This is a genomic window from Streptomyces lienomycini (assembly GCF_027947595.1).
GTDB classification, from domain to species: domain Bacteria; phylum Actinomycetota; class Actinomycetes; order Streptomycetales; family Streptomycetaceae; genus Streptomyces; species Streptomyces lienomycini.
This window is the reverse complement of the sequence record NZ_CP116257.1, coordinates 5298016-5313881: the sequence shown is the minus strand read 5'-3', so window position 1 is coordinate 5313881 and position 15866 is coordinate 5298016. Positions and strand designations below refer to the sequence as shown.

At 72.0% G+C, this 15866-nt stretch carries 12 protein-coding genes and 1 pseudogene; 12 read left to right on the top strand and 1 reads right to left on the bottom strand.

The features are described 5' to 3' along the window. The first annotated feature begins 4 nt into the window (after window positions 1-4). From BJ961_RS24140 to BJ961_RS24085, 12 genes and pseudogenes are all read left to right on the top strand, one after another. A complete protein-coding gene (locus BJ961_RS24140) occupies window positions 5-1291 on the top strand; it encodes a dihydroorotase (RefSeq protein ID WP_271414896.1) in 1287 nt (428 codons plus the stop codon). Next, window positions 1288-1863 (top strand): PH-like domain-containing protein, encoded by a 576-nt coding sequence (locus tag BJ961_RS24135; protein WP_271414895.1) that lies wholly within the window; start codon window positions 1288-1290, stop codon window positions 1861-1863. The genes BJ961_RS24140 and BJ961_RS24135 overlap by 4 nt, the downstream gene beginning before the upstream one ends. Continuing rightward, on the top strand, window positions 1860-3029 hold the full coding sequence (gene carA / locus BJ961_RS24130; RefSeq protein WP_271414894.1) for a glutamine-hydrolyzing carbamoyl-phosphate synthase small subunit: 1170 nt from the start codon (window positions 1860-1862) through the stop codon (window positions 3027-3029). The genes BJ961_RS24135 and carA overlap by 4 nt, the downstream gene beginning before the upstream one ends. Further along, window positions 3022-6330, top strand: a complete 3309-nt coding sequence (carB, locus tag BJ961_RS24125; protein WP_271414893.1) for a carbamoyl-phosphate synthase large subunit — start codon at window positions 3022-3024, stop codon at window positions 6328-6330. Before carA ends, carB begins: the two co-directional genes overlap by 8 nt. Before the next feature lie 78 nt (window positions 6331-6408). After that, window positions 6409-7515 (top strand): quinone-dependent dihydroorotate dehydrogenase, encoded by a 1107-nt coding sequence (locus tag BJ961_RS24120; protein WP_271414892.1) that lies wholly within the window; start codon window positions 6409-6411, stop codon window positions 7513-7515. After that, the gene (gene pyrF / locus BJ961_RS24115; protein WP_271414891.1) at window positions 7512-8357 is read left to right on the top strand and encodes an orotidine-5'-phosphate decarboxylase; all 846 of its coding nucleotides are present in this window, start codon (window positions 7512-7514) and stop codon (window positions 8355-8357) included. Before BJ961_RS24120 ends, pyrF begins: the two co-directional genes overlap by 4 nt. 223 nt (window positions 8358-8580) lie before the next feature. After that, a complete protein-coding gene (locus BJ961_RS24110) occupies window positions 8581-8904 on the top strand; it encodes an integration host factor (protein WP_003977346.1) in 324 nt (107 codons plus the stop codon). A 37-nt stretch (window positions 8905-8941) separates the two neighbouring features. After that, a complete protein-coding gene (gmk, locus tag BJ961_RS24105; protein WP_271414890.1) occupies window positions 8942-9535 on the top strand; it encodes a guanylate kinase in 594 nt (197 codons plus the stop codon). Window positions 9536-9597: 62 nt separating this feature from the next. Next, window positions 9598-9870: a DNA-directed RNA polymerase subunit omega gene (rpoZ, locus tag BJ961_RS24100; protein WP_003977348.1), complete on the top strand. Its 273-nt coding sequence runs from the start codon at window positions 9598-9600 to the stop codon at window positions 9868-9870. A gap of 133 nt (window positions 9871-10003) precedes the next feature. Then, a complete protein-coding gene (gene coaBC, locus BJ961_RS24095) occupies window positions 10004-11206 on the top strand; it encodes a bifunctional phosphopantothenoylcysteine decarboxylase/phosphopantothenate--cysteine ligase CoaBC (protein WP_271414889.1) in 1203 nt (400 codons plus the stop codon). Window positions 11207-11445: 239 nt separating this feature from the next. After that, window positions 11446-12666, top strand: a complete 1221-nt coding sequence (gene metK, locus BJ961_RS24090; protein WP_271414888.1) for a methionine adenosyltransferase — start codon at window positions 11446-11448, stop codon at window positions 12664-12666. Window positions 12667-12828: 162 nt separating this feature from the next. After that, window positions 12829-14977 (top strand): annotated as a pseudogene (locus BJ961_RS24085) (primosomal protein N'). A gap of 236 nt (window positions 14978-15213) precedes the next feature. Here BJ961_RS24085 and BJ961_RS24080 read toward each other — a convergent pair. Beyond that, a complete protein-coding gene (locus BJ961_RS24080) occupies window positions 15214-15765 on the bottom strand; it encodes a hypothetical protein (RefSeq protein ID WP_271414887.1) in 552 nt (183 codons plus the stop codon). Window positions 15766-15866 lie beyond the last annotated feature (101 nt).

The following is a 15866-nucleotide window of genomic DNA, read 5'->3' as shown; positions in this document are numbered from 1 at the left end:
GCAGATGAGCAAGACCCTGATCCGCGGTGCGAAGGTGCTCGGCGGCGAGCCCCAGGACGTACTGATCGACGGCACCGTCATCGAGGCGGTCGGCCGGAACCTGTCCGCCGACGGCGCCGAGGTCGTCGAGGCCGACGGCAAGGTGCTGCTGCCGGGCCTGGTCGACCTCCACACCCACCTGCGCGAGCCCGGCCGGGAGGACTCCGAGACCGTCCTCACCGGCACCCGCGCCGCGGCGAGCGGCGGCTACACCAACGTCTTCGCCATGGCCAACACCTTCCCGGTCGCCGACACCGCGGGCGTCGTCGAGCAGGTCTGGCGGCTCGGCCAGGAGTCCGGCTACTGCGACGTGCAGCCCATCGGCGCCGTCACCGTCGGCCTGGAGGGCGCCAAACTGGCCGAGCTGGGCGCCATGCACGAGTCCGCGGCCGGTGTCACCGTCTTCTCCGACGACGGCAAGTGCGTCCACGACGCCGTGATCATGCGCCGCGCCCTGGAGTACGTGAAGGCCTTCGGCGGCGTCGTCGCCCAGCACGCCCAGGAGCCCCGGCTCACCGAGGGCGCCCAGATGAACGAGGGCGTCGTCTCCGCAGAGCTGGGCCTCGGCGGCTGGCCCGCCGTCGCCGAGGAGTCGATCATCGCGCGCGACGTGCTGCTCGCCGAGCACGTCGGCTCCCGCGTCCACATCTGCCACCTGTCGACCGCGGGGTCCGTCGAGATCGTCCGCTGGGCCAAGTCCCGCGGCATCGACGTCACCGCCGAGGTCACCCCGCACCACCTGCTCCTCACCGACGAACTGGTCCGGTCCTACAACCCGGTCTACAAGGTCAACCCGCCGCTGCGCACCGAGCGCGACGTGATGGCCCTGCGCGAGGCGCTCGCCGACGGCACGATCGACATCGTCGCCACCGACCACGCCCCGCACCCGCACGAGGACAAGGACTGCGAGTGGGCCGCCGCCGCCATGGGCATGGTGGGCCTGGAGACCGCGCTGTCGGTGGTGCAGGAGACCATGGTGGACACGGGCCTGCTGGACTGGGCCGGCGTCGCCGACCGCATGTCCGTCAAGCCCGCGCAGATCGGACAGGCCACCGGACACGGCCGCCCCGTCTCGGCTGGTGAGCCCGCCAACCTCACCCTCGTCGAGGAGGCATACCGTGGCCAGGTGGACCCCGCGGGCTTCGCCTCGCGCAGTCGCAACACCCCCTACGAGGGTCGTGAGCTGCCGGGCCGTGTGACGCACACGTGGCTGCGGGGCAAGGCCACGCTCGTCGACGGGAAGCTCACGTGACATCTGTAGCACCGGTAATCCTGCTGGCCGCCGAGAAGGAATCGGCGGAAGTGACCGACTGGGCCGCCCGCGTCGGCTGGGTCGTCGGCCTCGGCCTGTTCGTCGCCCTCGTCTACTGGCTGATGCGCGAGGGCTGGAAGTGGCGCGGCACGCTCCAGAGCGACCTGCCCGAACTGCCCGCCGCGCCGGACGAGCCCGGCCCGGCGAAACTGGGCATGAGCGGCCGCTACCACGGCTCCACCACCGCCGGGCAGTGGCTGGACCGCATCGTGGCGCACGGCCTGGGCACCCGCAGCCGGGTCGAGCTGACCCTGACGGACGCGGGTCTGGACGTCGTACGCCCCGGCGCCGCCGACTTCTTCGTCCCGCTCGCCGCCCTGCGCGAGGCCCGGCTCGACAAGGGCATCGCCGGCAAGGTCCTCACCGAGGGCGGCCTGCTGGTCGTCACCTGGGCGCACGGGGACAAGCTGATCGACTCCGGCTTCCGCTCCGACCACGCGGCCGAGCACAACGAGTGGGTCGAAACCCTGAACGACATGATCAACAAGACGGAAACGGAAGGCGCACGATGACGACCTCCACCAGGGGAGCCCGCCGGACTCCCGCCGTACTCGTCCTGGAGGACGGCCGGATCTTCCGCGGCCGCGCCTACGGGGCCGTGGGGGCCACCTTCGGCGAAGCCGTGTTCTCCACCGGCATGACCGGCTACCAGGAGACCCTCACCGACCCGTCGTACCACCGCCAGGTCGTCGTCATGACCGCCCCGCACATCGGGAACACCGGCATCAACGACGAGGACATGGAGTCCAAGAAGATCTGGGTCTCCGGCTACGTCGTGCGCGACCCCGCGCGCGTGCCCTCCAACTGGCGCTCGACGCGCTCCCTCGACGAGGAGCTGGCCGCCCAGGGCGTCGTCGGCATCTCCGGCATCGACACCCGCGCCCTCACCCGCCACCTGCGCGAACGCGGCGCGATGCGCGTCGGCATCTTCTCCGGCCAGGCCCTGCCCGACGAGGGCACCATGCTCGCCGAGGTCCGCCAGGCCCCCGAGATGAGCGGCGCCGACCTCTCCGCCGAGGTCGCCACCACCGAGGCGTACGTCGTCCCCGCGATCGGCCCCGACGGCGAAGCCGTCCCGCTCGGCACCGCGAAGTTCACCGTCGCCGCGATCGACCTCGGCATCAAGGGCATGACCCCGCACCGCATGGCCGAGCGCGGCATCGAGGTGCACGTCCTGCCCGCCACGGCCACCGTCGAGGACGTCTACGCCGCCGAGCCCGACGGCGTGTTCTTCTCCAACGGCCCCGGCGACCCCGCCACCGCCGACCACCCGGTCTCCGTGATGCGGGGCGTCCTGGAACGCGGTACCCCGCTCTTCGGCATCTGCTTCGGCAACCAGATCCTGGGCCGCGCCCTCGGCTTCGGCACCTTCAAGCTGAAGTACGGCCACCGCGGCATCAACCAGCCGGTGCAGGACCGTACGACCGGCAAGGTCGAGGTCACCGCGCACAACCACGGCTTCGCCGTCGACGCCCCGCTCGACCAGGTCTCCGACACCCCCTACGGCCGCGCCGAGGTCTCCCACGTCTGCCTCAACGACAACGTGGTGGAGGGGCTCCAGCTCCTCGACCGGCCGGCCTTCAGCGTCCAGTACCACCCCGAAGCGGCAGCCGGCCCGCACGACGCCGCCTACCTGTTCGACCGCTTCGTGAACCTCATGGAGGGCCAGCGTGCCTAAGCGCACCGATATCCAGTCCGTCCTGGTCATCGGCTCCGGCCCGATCGTCATCGGCCAGGCCGCCGAGTTCGACTACTCCGGCACCCAGGCGTGCCGCGTGCTCAAGGCCGAGGGCCTGCGCGTCGTCCTGGTGAACTCCAACCCGGCGACGATCATGACCGACCCGGAGATCGCCGACGCCACCTACGTCGAGCCGATCACCCCCGAGTTCGTCGAGAAGATCATCGCCAAGGAGCGGCCCGACGCGCTGCTGCCCACCCTCGGCGGCCAGACGGCCCTGAACACCGCGATCTCGCTGCACGGCAACGGCGTCCTGGAGAAGTACGGCGTCGAACTGATCGGTGCCAACGTCGAGGCCATCAACAAGGGCGAGGACCGCGACCTGTTCAAGGAGGTCGTCGAGGAGGTCCGCAAGAAGATCGGCCACGGCGAGTCCGCCCGGTCCTACATCTGCCACTCCATGGACGACGTCCTCAAGGGCGTCGACGCGCTCGGCGGCTACCCCGTCGTCGTCCGCCCCTCCTTCACCATGGGCGGCGCCGGCTCCGGCTTCGCCCACGACGAGGAGGAGCTGCGCCGCATCGCCGGACAGGGACTCACCCTCTCGCCGACCACCGAGGTGCTCCTGGAGGAGTCCATCCTCGGCTGGAAGGAGTACGAGCTGGAGCTGATGCGCGACAAGAACGACAACGTCGTGGTCGTCTGCTCCATCGAGAACTTCGACCCCATGGGCGTGCACACCGGCGACTCGATCACCGTCGCGCCCGCGATGACGCTGACCGACCGCGAGTACCAGGTGCTGCGCGACGTCGGCATCGCGATCATCCGCGAGGTCGGCGTCGACACCGGCGGCTGCAACATCCAGTTCGCGGTGGACCCCGAGGACGGTCGCGTGATCGTCATCGAGATGAACCCGCGCGTGTCGCGCTCCTCGGCACTCGCCTCCAAGGCGACCGGCTTCCCCATCGCCAAGATCGCCGCGAAGCTGGCCGTGGGCTACACCCTCGACGAGATCCCGAACGACATCACGCAGGAGACCCCGGCCTCCTTCGAGCCCACGCTCGACTACGTGGTCGTCAAGGCCCCGCGCTTCGCCTTCGAGAAGTTCCCGAGCGCCGACTCCACCCTCACCACCACCATGAAGTCGGTCGGCGAGGCCATGGCCATCGGCCGGAACTTCACCGAGGCATTCCAGAAGGCGCTGCGCTCGCTGGAGAAGAAGGGCAGCCAGTTCACCTTCGTGGGCGAGCCGGGCGACAAGCTGGAGCTGCTGCGGGAGGCCGTGCGGCCCACCGACGGCCGCATCAACGCCGTCATGCAGGCCATCCGCGCGGGCGCCACGCCCGAGGAGGTCTTCGAGTACACGAAGATCGACCCCTGGTTCGTCGACCAGCTCTTCCTGATCAAGGAGATCGCCGACGAGCTGGCCGCCGCGCCCGAGCTGACCGCCGACCTGCTCGCCGAGGCCAAGCGGCACGGCTTCTCCGACCAGCAGGTCGGCGAGATCCGCGGCCTGCGCGAGGACGTCGTCCGCGAGGTCCGGCACGCGCTCGGCATCCGCCCGGTCTACAAGACGGTCGACACCTGCGCCGCCGAGTTCGCCGCGAAGACGCCGTACTTCTACTCCTCCTACGACGAGGAGACCGAGGTCGCGGTCCGTGAGAAGCCCGCGGTGATCATCCTGGGCTCCGGCCCGAACCGCATCGGCCAGGGCATCGAGTTCGACTACTCCTGCGTCCACGCCTCCTTCGCGCTGTCCGACGCCGGGTACGAGACCGTGATGGTCAACTGCAACCCCGAGACCGTCTCCACCGACTACGACACCTCCGACCGGCTCTACTTCGAGCCGCTCACCCTGGAGGACGTCCTGGAGATCGTCCACGCGGAGCAGCAGGCCGGACCGGTCGCGGGCGTGATCGTCCAGCTCGGCGGCCAGACCCCGCTGGGCCTGTCCCAGGCGCTCAAGGACAACGGCGTGCCGGTCGTCGGCACCTCGCCCGAGGCCATCCACGCCGCAGAGGACCGCGGCGCCTTCGGCCGGGTCCTCGCCGAGGCCGGGCTCCCGGCCCCCAAGCACGGCACCGCCACCACCTTCGCCGAGGCCAAGGCCATCGCCGACGAGATCGGCTACCCGGTCCTGGTGCGGCCCTCCTACGTCCTCGGCGGACGCGGCATGGAGATCGTCTACGAGGAGACCCGCCTCGAGGCGTACATCGCCGAGTCGACCGAGATCAGCCCGTCCCGCCCGGTCCTGGTCGACCGCTTCCTGGACGACGCGATCGAGATCGACGTCGACGCCCTGTACGACGGCGAGGAGCTGTACCTCGGCGGCGTCATGGAGCACATCGAGGAGGCCGGCATCCACTCCGGCGACTCGGCGTGCGCCCTGCCCCCGATCACGCTGGGCGGCTTCGACATCAAGCGGCTGCGCGCCTCCACCGAGGGCATCGCCAAGGGCGTCGGCGTGCGCGGCCTGATCAACATCCAGTTCGCGCTGGCCGGGGACATCCTCTACGTCCTGGAGGCCAACCCGCGCGCCTCGCGCACCGTCCCCTTCACCTCGAAGGCGACCGCGGTGCCGCTGGCCAAGGCCGCCGCCCGCATCTCGCTGGGCGCGACCGTCGCCGAACTGCGCGCCGAGGGCCTGCTCCCGGCCACCGGTGACGGCGGCGAGCTGCCGCTGGACGCGCCGATCTCCGTCAAGGAGGCCGTGATGCCGTGGTCCCGCTTCCGGGACATCCACGGCCGCGGCGTCGACACGGTGCTGGGCCCGGAGATGCGCTCCACCGGCGAGGTCATGGGCATCGACTCCGTCTTCGGCACGGCCTACGCCAAGTCGCAGGCGGGCGCGTACGGGCCGCTGCCCACCAAGGGCCGCGCCTTCATCTCGGTCGCCAACCGGGACAAGCGCTCGATGATCTTCCCGGCCCGCGAACTGGTCGCCCACGGCTTCGAACTGCTCGCCACCTCCGGCACCGCCGAGGTCCTCAAGCGCAACGGCATCAACGCCACCGTCGTGCGCAAGCAGTCCGAGGGCACCGGCCCGAACGGCGAGAAGACCATCGTCCAGCTCATCCACGACGGTGAGGTCGACCTCATCGTCAACACCCCGTACGGCACCGGCGGCCGCCTCGACGGCTACGACATCCGGACGGCGGCCGTGGCGCGCTCCGTGCCCTGCCTGACGACGGTCCAGGCACTGGCGGCGGCGGTCCAGGGCATCGACGCCCTCACCCACGGCGACGTGGGAGTGCGCTCACTCCAGGAACACGCAGAGTTCCTGATCGCCGCCCGCGACTAGCAGCCCCGAGGGGGACACCGGAAACGGTGTCCCCCTCTTCATGAGCCCCGGCGCACCACAGAGGCTTCACGAGGACACATGTACAAGATCTTCTTCAAGCTCGTCTTCTCCCGCATGGACCCGGAGCGGGCCCACCATCTCGCCTTCCGCTGGATCCGCCTGGCCGTGCGCGTCCCCGTCCTGCGTACCTTCGTCGCCGCCGCGCTCGCGCCCCGGTACGAGGAGCTGCGCACCGAGGCGCTGGGCCTGCGCATGCACGGCCCCTTCGGGCTGGCCGCCGGCTTCGACAAGAACGCGGTCGCGATCGACGGCATGGCGATGCTCGGCTTCGACCACGTCGAGATCGGCACCGTCACCGGCGAGCCCCAGCCCGGCAACCCCAAGAAGCGGCTGTTCCGCCTGGTGAGCGACCGGGCGCTGATCAACCGCATGGGCTTCAACAACGACGGCTCGCTGGCCGTGGCGGCCCGCCTGGCCTCCCGTACGCCCGTCTTCCGGACCGTCGTCGGCGTCAACATCGGCAAGACCAAGGTCGTCCCCGAGGTGGAGGCCGTCGCCGACTACGTGAAGTCCGCCGAGCGGCTCGCCCCGCACGCCGACTACCTGGTCGTCAACGTCTCCTCGCCCAACACGCCCGGACTGCGCGACCTCCAGGCCACCGAGGCGCTGCGCCCGCTGCTGAGCGCGGTCCGCGAGGCCGCCGACCGCGCCGTGACCGCGCGACGCGTGCCGCTGCTGGTCAAGATCGCGCCGGACCTCGCCGACGCGGACGTGGACGCCGTCGCCGACCTGGCCGTGGAGCTGGGCCTGGACGGCATCATCGCCACCAACACCACCATCGCGCGCGAGGGGCTCGGCCTGACCTCGCCCCCCGACCTCGTCGGGGAGACCGGCGGCCTGTCCGGCGCCCCCCTCAAGGCACGCTCCCTGGAGGTGCTGCGCCGCCTGTACGCGCGCGTGGGCGACCGCATCACCCTCGTCGGTGTCGGAGGGGTCGAGACCGCCGAGGACGCCTGGGAGCGCATCCTGGCCGGTGCCACGCTGGTCCAGGGCTACAGCGCGTTCATCTACGAGGGGCCCTTCTGGGGCCGCGCGATCCACAAGGGGCTCGCCGCCCGCCTGCGGCAGAGCCCGTACGCCACCCTCGCCGACGCGGTCGGCGCCGACGTGAGGAAGCACGCATGACGGTGATGGAACCCTTCGGTGCCCGGCTGCGCCGCGCGATGGACGAGCGGGGGCCGCTGTGCGTCGGCATCGACCCGCACGCCTCCCTCCTCGCCGAGTGGGGCCTGAACGACGACGTGGCCGGGCTGGAGCGCTTCAGCCGCACCGTCGTGGAGGCGGTGGCCGACCGGGTCGCGGTCCTCAAGCCGCAGAGCGCCTTCTTCGAGCGCTTCGGCTCGCGCGGCGTCGCGGTCCTGGAGACGTCGGTCCAGGAGGCGCGGGCGGCCGGTGCGCTGGTCGTCATGGACGCCAAGCGCGGCGACATCGGCTCCACCATGGCCGCGTACGCCGAGTCGTTCCTGCACAAGGACGCGCCGCTGTTCTCGGACGCGCTGACCGTCTCCCCGTACCTCGGCTACGGCTCCCTGAAGCCGGCCGTCGATCTGGCGCGGGAGAGCGGCGCGGGCCTGTTCGTGCTGGCGCTGACGTCCAACCCGGAGGGCGGCGAGGTCCAGCACGCGGTGCGGGGCGACGGGCTCGGCGTCGGGGCGACGATGCTGGCGCACCTGGCCGCCGAGAACGCGGGGGAGGAGCCGCTGGGCTCCTTCGGCGCGGTGGTCGGTGCCACCCTCGGTGACCTGTCCTCGTACGACCTGGACATCAACGGCCCGCTGCTGGCGCCGGGCATCGGAGCCCAGGGGGCCACGCCCGCGGACCTGCCGGGCGTGTTCGGCGCGGCGGTGCGCAACGTGGTGCCCAACGTCAGCCGGGGTGTCCTTCGTCACGGTCCGGATGTGGGGGCGTTGCGGACGGCCGCCGACCGTTTCGCGGCCGACATTCGGAACGCGGTCACGGCGTCCTGACTCTGGATACATCCTCAAATCAGAGGGAGTATGTCCTAAATGTCCGCCCTGACGGAGGCTGACCAGGACTTTTCCGCTGTTCTCGCTGACTCTGGAGGAGTTGACCGCTAGTCTCCGTCGAGAGTCAACGGGCGAGCGTGTTGCTCGTGGCTCACCAGGTGAGGGGCGACTAGGTTCCTCACCGGTCCGTATCCGACAGTTCGACATCCGAGGTGACGTAGGCGTGGCTCTTCCGCCCCTTACCCCTGAACAGCGCGCAGCCGCGCTCGAAAAGGCCGCCGCGGCTCGCCGGGAGCGGGCCGAGGTCAAGAATCGACTCAAGCACTCCGGCGCCTCCCTCCACGAGGTCATCAAGCAGGGTCAGGAGAACGACGTCATCGGCAAGATGAAGGTCTCCGCCCTCCTCGAGTCCCTGCCGGGCGTGGGCAAAGTCCGCGCCAAGCAGATCATGGAGCGACTGGGCATCTCCGAGAGCCGCCGCGTGCGCGGTCTCGGTTCCAACCAGATCGCGTCCCTCGAGCGGGAGTTCGGCAGCACCGGCAGCTGAGTCCCGACCACTGCGCGATTGCTGGAATAATCGCTGCATGGCTGCAACACCCCGGGGGACGTCCCCCGTACCCCCGGACGCACGTCCGCGGCTGACCGTGCTCTCCGGCCCCTCGGGGGTCGGCAAGAGCACGGTCGTCGCCCATATGCGCAACGAACACCCCGAGGTATGGCTGTCGGTCTCGGCGACGACCCGCCGGCCCCGCCCCGGTGAGCAGCACGGCGTCCACTACTTCTTCGTCAGCGACGAGGAGATGGACAAGCTGATCGCCAACGGTGAGCTGCTGGAGTGGGCCGAGTTCGCCGGCAACCGCTACGGGACGCCGCGCACGGCCGTGCTGGAGCGCCTGGAGGCCGGTGAGCCGGTGCTCCTGGAGATCGACCTCCAGGGCGCGCGGCAGGTCCGCGAGTCCATGCCCGAAGCCCGCCTGGTGTTCCTGGCCCCGCCCTCCTGGGACGAGCTGGTGCGCAGGCTCACCGGCCGGGGCACCGAACCGCCGGAGGTCATCGAGCGCCGCCTCGCCGCGGCCAAGGTCGAGCTGGCCGCCGAGCCGGAGTTCGACCAGACCCTGGTGAACACCTCCGTCGAGGACGTGGCGCGCGAGCTGCTAGCCTTGACGAACGTCGTGTGATCGCCACTGGTCACCCTGTGGTCATCCCGGCTGAATCTTTCCCATCCATCGGAAGGTAGAGCGTGTCCTCTTCCATCTCCGCGCCCGAGGGCATCATCAACCCGCCGATCGACGAGCTCCTCGAGGCCACGGACTCGAAGTACAGCCTCGTGATCTACGCGGCCAAGCGGGCCCGCCAGATCAACGCGTACTACTCGCAGCTCGGCGAGGGCCTCCTCGAGTACGTCGGTCCGCTCGTCGACACCCACGTCCACGAGAAGCCGCTCTCGATCGCCCTGCGCGAGATCAACGCCGGGCTGCTGACCTCCGAGGCCATCGAGGGTCCGGCGCAGTAGTACCGACAGCATCGGCGATAGTATTTTCAGCCTTGTGCTGACTTATCCACAGGCCCGGCAGCCCGACTGCCGGGCCTGTGGTGTGTGATGGGACCTACGCGCATCCGAGTCGGGGAGAGGTCGGCGAGACACAGTGGACAAGCCCAAGGTCGTTCTGGGGGTCAGCGGCGGCATCGCCGCGTACAAGGCCTGTGAGCTGCTGCGCAGACTCACGGAGTCCGGGCACGAGGTCCGCGTCGTGCCCACCGCCTCCGCACTGCACTTCGTCGGCGCCGCCACCTGGTCCGCCCTGTCCGGCAACCCCGTCTCCACCGAGGTGTGGGACGACGTCCACGAGGTCCCGCACGTGCGCATCGGCCAGCACGCCGACCTGGTCGTCGTCGCCCCCGCCACCGCCGACATGCTCGCCAAGGCCGCCCACGGCCTCGCCGACGACCTCCTCACCAACACGCTCCTCACCGCCCGCTGCCCGGTCGTCTTCGCCCCCGCCATGCACACCGAGATGTGGGAGCACCCGGCCACCCAGGAGAACGTCGCGACGCTGCGCCGCCGCGGCGCCGTCGTGATCGAACCGGCCGTCGGCCGCCTCACCGGCGTCGACACCGGCAAGGGCCGGCTCCCCGACCCCGGCGAGATCTTCGAGGTCTGCCGGAGGGTCCTCGCCCGCGGGGTGCGCGAGCCCGACCTCGCCGGGCGGCACGTCGTCGTCAGCGCCGGCGGCACCCGGGAGCCCCTCGACCCGGTCCGCTTCCTCGGCAACCGCTCCTCCGGCAAGCAGGGCTACGCCCTCGCCCGCACCGCCGCCGCCCGCGGCGCCCGCGTCACGCTGGTCGCGGCGAACGCGTCGATGCCGGACCCGGCCGGCGTCGACGTGGTACCGGTGGGCACCGCGGTGGAGCTGCGCGAGGCGATGCTGCGCGCCTCGGCCGACGCCGACGCCGTCGTCATGGCCGCGGCGGTGGCGGACTTCCGCCCGGCGGCGTACGCCACGGGGAAGATCAAGAAGAAGGACGGCCAGGAGCCCGCGCCGATCGCCCTGGTGCGCAATCCGGACATCCTCGCGGAGATCTCCGGGACCCGGGCCCGCCCCGGGCAGGTGATCGTCGGCTTCGCCGCGGAGACCGACGACGTCCTCGCCAACGGCCGCGCCAAGCTCAAGCGCAAGGGCTGCGACCTGCTCGTGGTGAACGAGGTGGGAGAGCGCAGGACCTTCGGCTCCGAGGAGAACGAGGCCGTGATCCTGGGCGCCGACGGAAGCGAGACCCCGGTGCCCCACGGCCCGAAGGAAGCCCTGGCCGACCAGGTCTGGGACCTCGTCGCCGGGCGGCTGGAATGAATGGCCCATTCGTTTGAGGCGGCCTCGAAGACGGCGCATTCGAGCGTGGCGACCCTGGCCAACGGCGCCTCCTTCTGGGCAGAATGCCCGTGCCGCAGGTCACAGCCCTCCCGAGAGCTGAGACAGGTGGGCCCGCGGCAGAGTGCGACCGATAAACTGTTCTCGGACGTCGCCGGGTGCAGCTCCCCGTGCCGTCCACAAATGATCAGCCAGCAGCCGCTGCAACCCCAGGGAGCGTTGTGTCCCGTCGCCTGTTCACCTCGGAGTCCGTGACCGAAGGTCACCCCGACAAGATCGCTGACCAGATCAGCGACACCATTCTCGACGCGCTTCTGCGTGAGGACCCGGCCTCCCGGGTCGCCGTCGAAACCCTGATCACCACCGGTCTGGTGCACGTGGCCGGCGAGGTCACCACCAAGGCCTACGCGGACATCGCCACCCTCGTCCGCGGCAAGATCCTGGAAATCGGCTACGACTCCTCCAAGAAGGGCTTCGACGGCGCCTCCTGCGGTGTCTCGGTCTCCATCGGCGCGCAGTCCCCGGACATCGCCCAGGGCGTCGACACGGCGTACGAGAGCCGGGTCGGGGGCGCGGCCGCGGGCGACGAGGACGAGCTGGACCGGCAGGGCGCCGGTGACCAGGGCCTGATGTTCGGCTACGCGTCCGACGAGACGCCGACGCTGATGCCGCTGCCGGTCTTCCTGGCGCACCGCCTGTCCAAGCGCCTGTCCGAGGTCCGCAAGAACGGCACGATCCCCTACCTGCGCCCGGACGGCAAGACGCAGGTCACCATCGAGTACGACGGCGACAAGGCCGTCCGCCTCGACACGGTCGTCGTCTCCTCGCAGCACGCGAGCGACATCGACCTCGAGTCGCTGCTCGCCCCCGACATCAAGGAATTCGTCGTCGAGCCCGAGCTGAAGGCGCTCCTCGACGACGGCATCAAGCTCGACACGGAGAACTACCGTCTCCTGGTCAACCCCACCGGCCGCTTCGAGATCGGCGGCCCGATGGGCGACGCCGGCCTGACCGGCCGCAAGATCATCATCGACACCTACGGCGGCATGGCCCGCCACGGCGGCGGCGCCTTCTCCGGCAAGGACCCGTCCAAGGTCGACCGCTCCGCCGCCTACGCGATGCGCTGGGTCGCCAAGAACGTCGTCGCCGCCGGGCTCGCCGCCCGCTGCGAGGTTCAGGTCGCCTACGCCATCGGCAAGGCCGAGCCGGTCGGCCTGTTCGTGGAGACCTTCGGCACCGCCAAGATCGACCACGAGAAGATCGAGAAGGCGATCGACGAGGTCTTCGACCTCCGTCCGGCCGCCATCATCCGCGACCTCGACCTGCTCCGCCCGATCTACGCCCAGACCGCCGCGTACGGTCACTTCGGCCGCGAGCTGCCCGACTTCACGTGGGAGCGCACCGACCGCGTGGACGCGCTGCGCAAGGCCACGGGGCTGTAGGAAGGCCACGGGGCCGCGGGAAGGCCACAGGGCGGTAGGAGGTCCGGGCGTAACGCGTCCGAAGGCACGTGACGAGGCCCGGTGTCCCCGGTGGGGACGCCGGGCCTCCTCGTGCGACCCGGCTCCGGCCGCGTTGTCAGTGGTCTTTGCGAGAATGCAGGCGTGAGCAGCGAGAACGGACCGGCTAAGGGCGGCGCGCAGGACGCGCCGCCCGAGCAGCTCGCGCTCATCCGGGAGACGGTGCGCCGGGCGAACACCCCACGGGCCAAGCCGCGCACCTGGCGCGGAGCCGCCCTCGCCAAGGAGCTGCCGGTCGCCAGGGTCCTCGTCGACAAGGGCGTGCTCCATCTCGACCGGTACTTCGACTACGCCGTGCCCGAGGAGCTGGACGCCGAGGCGCAGCCGGGGGTGCGGGTGCGGGTGCGTTTCGGGGCCGGGCGGCACCGGGTGCGCGACGGCCGACGCGAGGGCGGCGGGCTCATCGACGGGTTCCTGGTCGAGCGGCTCGCCGAGTCCGACTACGCGGGGCCCCTGGCGGCGCTCGCCCAGGTCGTCTCGCCCGAGCGGATCCTCGACGAGGAGCTGCTGGGCCTCGTCCGCGCGGTCGCCGACCGGTACGCGGGCAGCCTCGCGGACGTCCTCCAACTCGCCGTACCGCCACGCAACGCGCGCGCCGAGAAGCGGGCCTCGCCGCAGCCGCTGCCCGCGCCGCCGGCACCCGAACCGGGGTCGTGGGCGCGTTACGAGCAGGGCGCCGCGTTCATGGCGGCCCTCGCGTCGGGGGGTGCGCCGCGCGCGGTGTGGAACGCGTTGCCCGGTCCGCTGTGGACCGAGGAGCTGGCGCGGGCCATGGGGGCGACGCTGGCCTCCGGCCGGGGGCCCTGGCCGTCCTGCCCGACGGACGGGCGGTCGCCCGCGCCGACGCCGCGCTGACCGCCCTCCTCGGCGAGGGGCGGCACGCGGTGCTGACCGCGGACGCCGGTCCCGAGAAGCGGTACGCGCAGTGGCTCGCCGTGCGCCGGGGGGCCGTACGGGCCGTGATCGGGACCCGGGCCGCCATGTTCGCGCCGGTGCGCGACCTCGGCCTGGTCGCCCTGTGGGACGACGGCGACGGCAGCCACAGCGAGCCGCATGCCCCGCAGCCGCACGCGCGGGAGGTGCTGCTGCTGCGCGCCGCCCAGGACCGGTGCGCCTTCCTGCTGGGCGGCTGGAGCTGCACCGTGGAGGCGGCCCAGTTGGTGGAGACCGGCTGGGCCCGGCCTCTGGTCGCGGCGCGGGAGCAGGTGCGTGCGGCCGCCCCGCTGGTGCGGACCGTCGGGGACCAGGACCTGGCCCGGGACGAGGCCGCCCGTGCCGCGCGGCTGCCGACCCTGGCCTGGCAGGCCGTCAGGGACGGGCTGCGGCTCGGTCCGGTGCTCGTCCAGGTGCCCCGGCGGGGTTACGTACCGCGGATGGCCTGCGCGGCGTGCCGTGCGCCCGCCCGGTGCCGGCACTGCGCGGGGCCGTTGGAGGGGCAGGAGTCGGGGTCCGCGCTGCGGTGCGGCTGGTGCGGGCGGGAGGAGGGTGCCTGGCACTGCCCGGAGTGCGGAGCCTTCCGGCTGCGGGCGCAGGTCGTGGGCGCCCGGCGCACCGCGGAGGAGCTGGGGCGGGCCTTTCCCGCCGTGCCCGTGCGGACCTCCGGGCGGGAGCACGTGCTGGACACCGTGTCCGAGGCTCCCGCGCTGGTCGTGAGCACCCCGGGGGCCGAGCCGGTCGCCGAGGGCGGCTATGCGGCGGCCCTGCTGCTCGACGGCTGGGCGATGCTCGGGCGCCCGGACCTGCGCGCAGGCGAGGACGCGTTGCGGCGTTGGCTGGCCGCCGCCGCCCTGGTGCGCCCGCACAGTGCCGGGGGCACCGTCGTCGCGGTCGCCGAGCCGACCCTGCGGCCGGTGCAGGCGCTGGTGCGCTGGGACCCCGCAGGACACGCGCTGCGGGAGCTGAGTGAACGGGCCGAGCTGGGTTTTCCGCCCGTGTCGCGGATGGCGGCCGTGGCCGGGTCGCCGGAGGCGGTGGCCGAATTCCTGAGCGCGGTCGAGCTGCCGCCGGAGGCGGAGGTTCTCGGACCGGTGCCGTTGCCGGTCACGGCGGCCGGGCGGCCGCGGCGGGTGGGGGCGCCGCCGCCGGGGAGCACTGGGAACGGGCGCTGGTCCGGGTGCCGCCGGGGCGCGGGGCGGCGCTGGCCGGCGCGCTGAAGACCGCTCAGGCGGCGCGGACGGCACGGGGGAGCGAGGCCGCGGTGTGGGTGCGGGTCGATCCGCCCGACATCGGCTGAGGACCCCTGCACGCCGCGGCCCCCGCCTCCCCGGAGGGGCGCCGGGGGGCGGGGGCCGGTGTGACATCTCGGCCGGCCGGTGCGGGTCGGCCGGTGGTGTGGTGGAGCCGTGGTGCGGGTCGCGTCGGTGGTGCGGTGGAGCCGTGGTGCGGGTCGGGTCGGTGGTGCGGTGGAGCGAGTCGGCCGGTGGTGCGGTGGTGCGAGTCGGTCGGTGGTGCGGGGTGCGTCGTCGGCGGTCAGCCGTTGCGCGGGCCGGGGAAGGCCGTCGGGCGGACCTCGTCGCGCAGCGCCGGGCTGCCGGAGGTCGGCTGCGTCGGCATGGAGCGGGCCGCCGGAACGGTGGGCACCGGGGGGAGCCCGGGGCCCACGTCGACCGCGCGGGTGCCTGTCGGCTCCGGTACGTGCTCGGGCGCCTCGGTGGCGGACGCCGTCTGGGCGGCGGCGCGGCGGGCGCCGTAGCGGCGGTGCACCGCCTGCTTGGTGACGCCGAGTGCCGAACCCACCGCGTCCCACGAGAAGCCGAGCGAACGGTCGAAGTCCACGGCGGCCGTGACCAGGGTCTCGACGCTGTCCCGCAGCTCCTGGGCGAGACGGACGGTCGGGGCGGGAGCACGTCCGTAGACGACGAAGCCCGCGGAGGGGCCGGAGCGGCGCGGGCGGTAGACGTTGCCCAGCTGGGCGGTGAGGGTGCGCAGTGCGTCCACCTGCCGGCGGACCCGCTCGATGTCCCGCACCAGCAAGTGCAGGCTGGCCCGAGCCTGGGCGTCGTGGGTTGCGTGGTCGGCCATGAACAAGCCTCTCGAACCGGCGTTGAAAGGAATCGGGTCGCGCGGACGGCCCGGTGTGTCAACTCTTCCTTGACCAACGTGCGGGTGCGCCGTTGGTCACG

Bases quoted from the DNA above. Each gene is read 5' to 3' on its own strand.
- BJ961_RS24140 (WP_271414896.1), top strand. From the start codon at position 5: ATGAGCAAGACCCTGATCCGCGGTGCGAAGGTGCTCGGCGGCGAGCCC.
- carA (WP_271414894.1), top strand. From the start codon at position 1,860: ATGACGACCTCCACCAGGGGAGCCCGCCGGACTCCCGCCGTACTCGTC.
- BJ961_RS24120 (WP_271414892.1), top strand. From the start codon at position 6,409: ATGTACAAGATCTTCTTCAAGCTCGTCTTCTCCCGCATGGACCCGGAG.
- pyrF (WP_271414891.1), top strand. From the start codon at position 7,512: ATGACGGTGATGGAACCCTTCGGTGCCCGGCTGCGCCGCGCGATGGAC.
- gmk (WP_271414890.1), top strand. From the start codon at position 8,942: ATGGCTGCAACACCCCGGGGGACGTCCCCCGTACCCCCGGACGCACGT.
- BJ961_RS24080 (WP_271414887.1), bottom strand. From the start codon at position 15,765: ATGGCCGACCACGCAACCCACGACGCCCAGGCTCGGGCCAGCCTGCAC.